The sequence below is a fragment of the Aggregatibacter sp. Marseille-P9115 genome (genome assembly GCF_920939465.1).
Classification (GTDB): domain Bacteria; phylum Pseudomonadota; class Gammaproteobacteria; order Enterobacterales; family Pasteurellaceae; genus Aggregatibacter; species Aggregatibacter segnis_B.
Map to the genome: position 1 here is coordinate 2,064,612 of NZ_OV100759.1, position 6,654 is coordinate 2,071,265.

Sequence of the window (6,654 nt, forward strand, 5' to 3'; positions counted from 1 at the left end):
TACAAGGGGAGGGGGTGGGTAAATCTCTATAGGTTTCAGCTATGGATACCGCCCGTTCAACTCAATTTTCACAACCGCGAAATTAAGATTTTGAGGTAAGCGCCAAAATGACAGGGAAAGCACTTGTTCCGGGGCGTGGGCGCAAGCCTAAGCCTACGGCAGTTAAGAAACGGCAAGGCAACCCTGGAAAACGGAAATTAAACGAAAACGAATTAGTTTCCGAGCAGTTAACAATCGACACCCCACCGCCTGACGATCTGAATGATGACGGCGTGACGATGTGGCACTTTGTTTTAAAGGAACTTTGCCCGCAGGGGATAGTTTTGAAAACCGACTTAGAAACCGTTGCTAACTATTGCATTGCATACCAAAACAGAAAAGCCGCTAACGCTGATATTAAAAAATTCGGTGGAACTATTGAGACGGAAAGTGGATTAAAGCGGAACCCTGCTTACACGACCCTGAAAGAAGCACTGGCTGATATGGCAAAATTCGGATCGTTGCTTGGACTTGACCCAAGTAGCCGGAGCCGACTAATGAGCAATGCTGATACGCAATCAAGCAATCCATTTGCGGAGTTATTCCAATGACCGACAATGTGAAAAAAGCGAACAAATACGCAAAGGACATTGTTTCCGGAAAAATCCCCGCTTGCCGACTGGTGATTAAAGCTTGTCAACGGCATTTAGACGATCTGAAAAATCAGAAAGACAAAGATTTTCCTTTTCGCTTTGATGAAAAACTGGCGGAACGGGCTTGTAAATTTATTCAACTTTTGCCCCACACCAAGGGGGAATGGGCGTTAAAGCGCCAGTTGATCACGCTTGAACCTTGGCAGTTGTTTGCGGTGATGAATGCGTTCGGCTGGCTGAAAAAATCTAATGGATTGAGACGTTACCGCGAGGTTTACACCGAAATCCCTCGCAAAAACGGGAAATCGGCGATTTCGGCGGGCGTTGGTCTGTATATGTTTTGCGTTGATGGTGAATTTGGTGCAGAGGTGTATTCCGGCGCGACAACCGAGAAGCAAGCATGGGAAGTATTCCGCCCCGCCCGCTTGATGTGTAAAAAAACCGAATTGCTTTGTACTACATTTGGAATCGAAGTAAACGCATCTAATCTTAACCGCCCTACCGACGGATCGCGCTTTGAACCGCTGATCGGCAATCCAGGTGACGGTGCCTCGCCGAGTTGTGCGATCGTGGATGAGTACCACGAACACAAAGATGATGAGCTTTACACTACCATGCTCACTGGTATGGGGGCACGTCGCCAGCCGTTGATGTGGATTATCACGACGGCGGGTTACAACATTGAAGGTCCTTGTTACGACAAGCGCCGCGAAGTGATTGAAATGCTGAATGGCACGGTGCCGAATGATGAATTGTTCGGTTTAATCTACACAATCGACGAGGGTGACGACTGGACAAGTCCGGAAGTGCTACAAAAAGCTAACCCGAATTTTGACGTTTCGGTTTATGCGGATTATTTGATAAGTCAGCAGAAACAGGCGATCAATAATCCACGCTTTACGAATAAATTCAAAACAAAGCACCTGAATGTTTGGGTATCAGCGAAAGAATCCTATTTCAACATGGTGAGCTGGGAGAAGTGTTACGACGAAACATTAATCCTTGAAGATTTCCAAGGTGAAGAAGTTTTCCTCGGTCTGGATATGGCGCGAAAGCTCGATATGAACTCACTTGTGCGGGTGTTTAGTCGAATTATTGATGGTAAACGTCATTATTACTGTATTTCTCCATTGTTTTTTGTGCCGGAAGACACTGTTTTTAGTACTGATACTGCTTTAAAACGAGTGGTGGATAAATACCAAAAATGGGTGGTCAGCGGGCATTTAATCGCAACCGACGGCGCAGAGGTGGACTATCGCGAAATCCTTGAATGTGTGAAAGACACAAACAGGGAGCATCAGGTTAACTGTGCTGCAATTGACCCACACGGCGCGATCGCCATCTCTCACGATATGGCGGACGAGGGATTAAACCCGATAACCATCACACAGAACTACACCAACTTATCAGATCCGATGAAAGAGCTTGAAGCGGCTATCGAATCAGGCCGTTTTCACCATGACGGGAACCCTATCATGACTTGGTGTATTGGTAATGTGGTTGGGAAAACTGCCGCCGGGAATGATGACATCGTTAGACCGGTGAAAGAAATTCCAGAAAACAAAATTGATGGCGCGGTTGCGTTAATGATGGCAATCGGTCGAATTATGCTAAATGAAGATGACGGGATTTTTATCCCGGACGAGGTATTAACGCTATGAGAACATTTTTTATTGATCTGGTCGGTTTGGCTGGACTTGGCGCATTATGTACCGGCGTTTATCTCCAATATGGAACGGCTCAAACCTGCATTATCGGCGGTGGGCTTTGCTTGTTATACGCTATTTTTTCAGCGCGGGGGCGTAAATGATTTTTGATAAATTGTTTAGTGCCCGCTCCCTTGAAAACCCGCAGGTTCCGTTAAGTGCCGAGGGCGCTTATGATGACTTGTTCGGCGGAACACAATCGCGCACCGTTGACGCTGATACCGCAATGAAATTAAGCGCGGTCTATGCCTGTGTTTATGTGCTATCAAGTGCTATTGCGCAGTTACCGTTACACGTTATGCGCAAAGATGGGAAAAACATAGAACCGGCACGCGACCACCCGTTATTTTACCTGTTACACGATAGCCCTAATTTCTGGCAGACGTCCTACAAAATGCGGGAATACGGGCAAAGTGCGGTACTTTTACACGGGAACTCTTACTTACACATTGTCCGCCGCCGAAGTGGTGAAATCGAATCGCTTGAAACGCGCGAGCCTTGGTTGGTGCGGTTGCTGAAAAACGGTGGACGGTACATTTACGGCTATTATGGCGAAGATGAAACGTTGTCAATCAGTCCCGATGACATGATCCACGTTAAAGCGCTTGGCGCTTCGTTGAAAGTGGGTAAGTCTGTTATTCAGCAGCACGCCGAAACAATCGGGCTTGGGTTGAATGCGAAAGATTTCGCCGGGTCTTTTTTTCTTGGCAATGCCCGCCCAGCAGGGATTGTGAGTGTAAAAACGCCACTTAATGAAAAATCATGGTTGAGCTTCAAAAAATTCTGGGATAAAGCAAGTTCGGAGCTGAAAAACAAAGAAAACAAGACGGTTCTTTTACCTGCTGAGCTGGACTATAAAGCGTTAACCGTTTCCCCGGTCGATACCGAACTATTATCCATGATGAAATTGAATCGGTCAGAGATTGCGGGAATTTTCAACGTTCCGGCACACATGATTAACGACTTGGAAAAGGCGACCTTTTCGAACATCTCTGAGCAGACGATTCAATTCATCCGTTACAGTTTGATGCCGTGGATCGTGAACTGGGAACAGGAAATTAATCGCAAGGTATTTACCGAAACCGAACGCAAAGCCGGTTATTTTGTGAAGTTTAACCTTGGCGGCATTATGCGCGGCACGCCAACCGAAAGAGCGAAGTTTTATCATAGTGCGATCACCGATGGCTGGATGTCACGCAATGAAGCCCGCACACTCGAAGATATGAACCCAGTTGACGGGTTAGATGAATATCTTGTCAGTGTTAATGCGGCACAACAAATCGAATCAGACAAGAAAGAGGAGAACAAACCCGATGACTGATATTGAAAAACGGTCCTATGTTGGCGAAGTTCGGGCTGAAAGTAAAGATTCCGAACCTACTCATATTATCGGGTATGGTTCGGTTTTTAACACCCGCTCGCAGTTGATGTGGGGCTTTCGTGAAATCATTATGCCCGGGGCATTTGATGACGTGCTGGATGATGATGTTCGCGGTCTGTTCAATCATGACCCGAATTTCATTCTCGGACGTTCAACCGCCGGCACATTAAGCCTAAGTGTTGACGACACCGGTTTACGTTATGACATTATCGCACCTGATACGCCGACCATTCGGGATTTAGTGATCGCGCCATTAAAGCGCGGCGACATCACTCAATCATCATTTGCTTTTAATGTGGCCCGTAACGGCGATGAATGGTATGAGGATGACGATGGCGTAATAATCCGCGAAATTCACAAGATTTCACGCCTTTATGACGTTAGCCCGGTAACTTATCCAGCATATCAGGAAGCAAACAGCACGGCGCGATCGTTGGACGCATGGAAAGAAGCCCGTAACAGTGGCGATATTCAGAAAGCCGTACATCAAAAAGCCGCCCGAGAACGATTTTTATCGTTAATATCTGGCAAGTAAACAGATTTAATTAAACCGACCGCACATAAAAGTGCGGTTTTTCGTTTCTAGAGAGGAAAAACAATGCCTAAATTACATGAATTGCAAGAAAAACGTCGCAATATTGCTGCGCAAATGCGCACATTACACGACAAAATCGGTGATAACGCTTGGACTGACGAGCAACGCACTGAATGGAACAAAATGAAAACCGAATTAGACGGTGTAGATGCCGTAATTGCGCGTGAAGAAGAACTTCGCTCAATGGATGAAAAATTCGTTAAGGAGCAAGAAGCGGCCGAAGCCGAAAAACGCGCTAAACATGACGGTGAGAAAACAAAAACCGCTGACGAAATGCGCGCTCAAGCGTTTAACGTATTTTTGCGTAACGGTTTAGGCGAATTGAGCCAAGAAGAGCGCCAAGCGTTGGCGGAAATGCGCGCGCAAGGTGTTGGCGTTAACGATAAGGGCGGTTATACCGTACCAAAAGAAATGCAGGCACGCATTGTTGAGCAAATGAAAGCCTATGGCGGCATTGCTCAAGTAGCGCAAATCCTGACAACCTCTGACGGTCGCACCATCGAATGGATCACCGCCGACGGCACTACCGAAGAAGGTGAGTTAATCGGTGAAAACACTGCCGCAACCGAAGCAGATACTTCATTCGGCATCGCTAACCTTGGTGCGAAAAAATTATCATCCAAAATTATTCGCGTATCTAACGAATTATTGCAAGATTCCGCGATTAACATCGAATCTTATTTGGCTGATCGTATCGCACAACGTATCGGACGCGCAGAAGCAAAATATTTAATCCAAGGCACCGGCGCAGGCACACCGGCACAACCTAAAGGGTTGGCAGCAAGTGTTACCGACACCACCGCTGCTAAAGTAGCGGGTAAAGTGGACTGGTTGGATATTAACGCATTATTGCACTCCGTTGATCCGGCTTACCGTAACGTGGGTAATTCCCGTTTAGCCTTTAACGACAACACCTTTAAAGTGTTGAAAGAAATGGTTGACGCTCAAAACCGCCCGTTATGGTTGCCTGATGTTGCCGGCGTGGCACCATCTACCATTCTTGGTAAGCAATACGTTATCGATCAAGGCATCGCCGACATTGCCAAAGACGCAAAATTCTTGTATTTCGGTGACTTCAACCGCTTCGTGGTGCGTCGTGTGGCGTACATGACATTGAAACGCTTGGTTGAACGTTATGCCGAATTCGACCAAACCGCATTCTTAGCGTTCCACCGCTTTGACTGCGTGCTTGAAGATACCTCAGCAATTAAAGCGTTAATCGGTAAATAACCAATAGGTGCGGTTAATTTCGACCGCACTTTTCTTTTTCGGGGGCGTGATGAATATCACACTTGATGAAATCAAATTGCAGTGCCGAATTGATAGCGACGATCAAGACGATTTGCTTCAGGTTTACCTTGAAGCCGCCAAGGCGACAATCGAAAACTACACCAACCGCAAACTTTACGAAATGCTACCGGATGACCCACCTGATAACGCTCAAGAGATCACTGGAGATCTGAAAATAGCGATCTTAATGTTGGTGGCATATATGTTTGAAAATCGTGGTGGATGGAATGAAGGGCAGGGCGTGAGCAATTTTGATTTACCGCCGACTGTAAGGCTAATCATTGAACGTTATCGGTTTATACACATATGAACATCGGAAAATTACGGCATCGAATCACATTGCAGAAGCAGGTCAATACCGTAAACGACTACGGCGCGGCGGTGACGACGTGGAAAAACGTTGCGACTGTTTGGGCTGATGTGCGTCCACTATCCGGGCGCGAGTATTTCTCGGCCCAACAAGTGCAATCGGAAGTGACTACGCAAATTTGGCTCCGTTATCTTGACGGGATTATGCCGACAATGCGGGTTAAGTTCGGTAAGCGCACTTTAGAGATTGTATCGGTACTCAATACGCAGGAGCGCAATGTATCGTTGCAGCTCATGTGTAAAGAGGTGATTAATGGGTAGCGTAACGGTCCGCGTTGATGGCTTGAAAGAGTTGCAAAAAGCAATGCAAAGCCTTGGGCGAAAGACTTCTAACCGTATTGCTGTTAAAGCAATGCGTAAAGGCGGTGCAATTGTGCGTGATAAAGCGCGTTCGCTCGCACCAGTCTTGAAAGAAAGCGTGCCGCACAGACGTGCAGGTACATTAAGAAAATCCATTCAAAGCCGTACGAAAGTTGGCAAAAATGGCAGAACTGATGCCTATATTTGGGTAAAGGGGCTTTCGACCAAGCAAGTGCTGAAATTCAAGGAAAAGGGCGGTAAATCCAGTGCGTACAATCCGCGCGATCCGTTTTACTGGCGTTATCTTGAATTTGGCACATCTAAAATGCCCGCGCGACCGTTTATGCGACCCGCCTTTCAGCAATCGAAGGAACAGGCGGC

9 protein-coding genes are annotated in these 6,654 nt (G+C 46.7%); all 9 read left to right on the forward strand.

Annotated elements, in window-relative coordinates; translation table 11 throughout:
- Window positions 1-107: 107 nt before the first annotated feature.
- A complete protein-coding gene (locus LQ983_RS10000; RefSeq protein ID WP_230622572.1) occupies window positions 108-590 on the forward strand; it encodes a phage terminase small subunit P27 family in 483 nt (160 codons plus the stop codon).
- Window positions 587-2,293, forward strand: a complete 1,707-nt coding sequence (locus tag LQ983_RS10005) for a terminase large subunit (RefSeq protein WP_230622573.1) — start codon at window positions 587-589, stop codon at window positions 2,291-2,293. Before LQ983_RS10000 ends, LQ983_RS10005 begins: the two co-directional genes overlap by 4 nt.
- The gene (locus LQ983_RS10010; RefSeq protein ID WP_230622574.1) at window positions 2,290-2,442 is read left to right on the forward strand and encodes a hypothetical protein; all 153 of its coding nucleotides are present in this window, start codon (window positions 2,290-2,292) and stop codon (window positions 2,440-2,442) included. Before LQ983_RS10005 ends, LQ983_RS10010 begins: the two co-directional genes overlap by 4 nt.
- Window positions 2,439-3,659 (forward strand): phage portal protein, encoded by a 1,221-nt coding sequence (locus LQ983_RS10015; RefSeq protein WP_230622575.1) that lies wholly within the window; start codon window positions 2,439-2,441, stop codon window positions 3,657-3,659. Before LQ983_RS10010 ends, LQ983_RS10015 begins: the two co-directional genes overlap by 4 nt.
- Window positions 3,652-4,254 carry an HK97 family phage prohead protease gene (locus LQ983_RS10020; protein WP_070714484.1) on the forward strand — a complete coding sequence of 201 codons (603 nt, stop codon included), beginning with the start codon at window positions 3,652-3,654 and terminating at the stop codon, window positions 4,252-4,254. Before LQ983_RS10015 ends, LQ983_RS10020 begins: the two co-directional genes overlap by 8 nt.
- Before the next feature lie 63 nt (window positions 4,255-4,317).
- Window positions 4,318-5,544, forward strand: a complete 1,227-nt coding sequence (locus tag LQ983_RS10025; RefSeq protein ID WP_230622576.1) for a phage major capsid protein — start codon at window positions 4,318-4,320, stop codon at window positions 5,542-5,544.
- 49 nt (window positions 5,545-5,593) lie between these two features.
- Entirely contained in the window at window positions 5,594-5,914 is a 321-nt protein-coding gene (locus LQ983_RS10030) for a head-tail connector protein (protein ID WP_230622577.1), read from the forward strand.
- Entirely contained in the window at window positions 5,911-6,234 is a 324-nt protein-coding gene (locus tag LQ983_RS10035; protein WP_006718616.1) for a phage head closure protein, read from the forward strand. The genes LQ983_RS10030 and LQ983_RS10035 overlap by 4 nt, the downstream gene beginning before the upstream one ends.
- Window positions 6,227-6,654: HK97-gp10 family putative phage morphogenesis protein (locus tag LQ983_RS10040; protein ID WP_230622578.1), on the forward strand; the 428-nt coding region annotated here is incomplete at its 3' end. The genes LQ983_RS10035 and LQ983_RS10040, both read left to right, overlap by 8 nt.

Coding starts and splice junctions, on each gene's coding strand:
- LQ983_RS10030 (WP_230622577.1), top strand. CDS start 5,594: ATGAATATCACACTTGATGAAATCAAATTGCAGTGCCGAATTGATAGC.
- LQ983_RS10015 (WP_230622575.1), top strand. CDS start 2,439: ATGATTTTTGATAAATTGTTTAGTGCCCGCTCCCTTGAAAACCCGCAG.
- LQ983_RS10010 (WP_230622574.1), top strand. CDS start 2,290: ATGAGAACATTTTTTATTGATCTGGTCGGTTTGGCTGGACTTGGCGCA.
- LQ983_RS10025 (WP_230622576.1), top strand. CDS start 4,318: ATGCCTAAATTACATGAATTGCAAGAAAAACGTCGCAATATTGCTGCG.
- LQ983_RS10035 (WP_006718616.1), top strand. CDS start 5,911: ATGAACATCGGAAAATTACGGCATCGAATCACATTGCAGAAGCAGGTC.
- LQ983_RS10020 (WP_070714484.1), top strand. CDS start 3,652: ATGACTGATATTGAAAAACGGTCCTATGTTGGCGAAGTTCGGGCTGAA.
- LQ983_RS10005 (WP_230622573.1), top strand. CDS start 587: ATGACCGACAATGTGAAAAAAGCGAACAAATACGCAAAGGACATTGTT.
- LQ983_RS10000 (WP_230622572.1), top strand. CDS start 108: ATGACAGGGAAAGCACTTGTTCCGGGGCGTGGGCGCAAGCCTAAGCCT.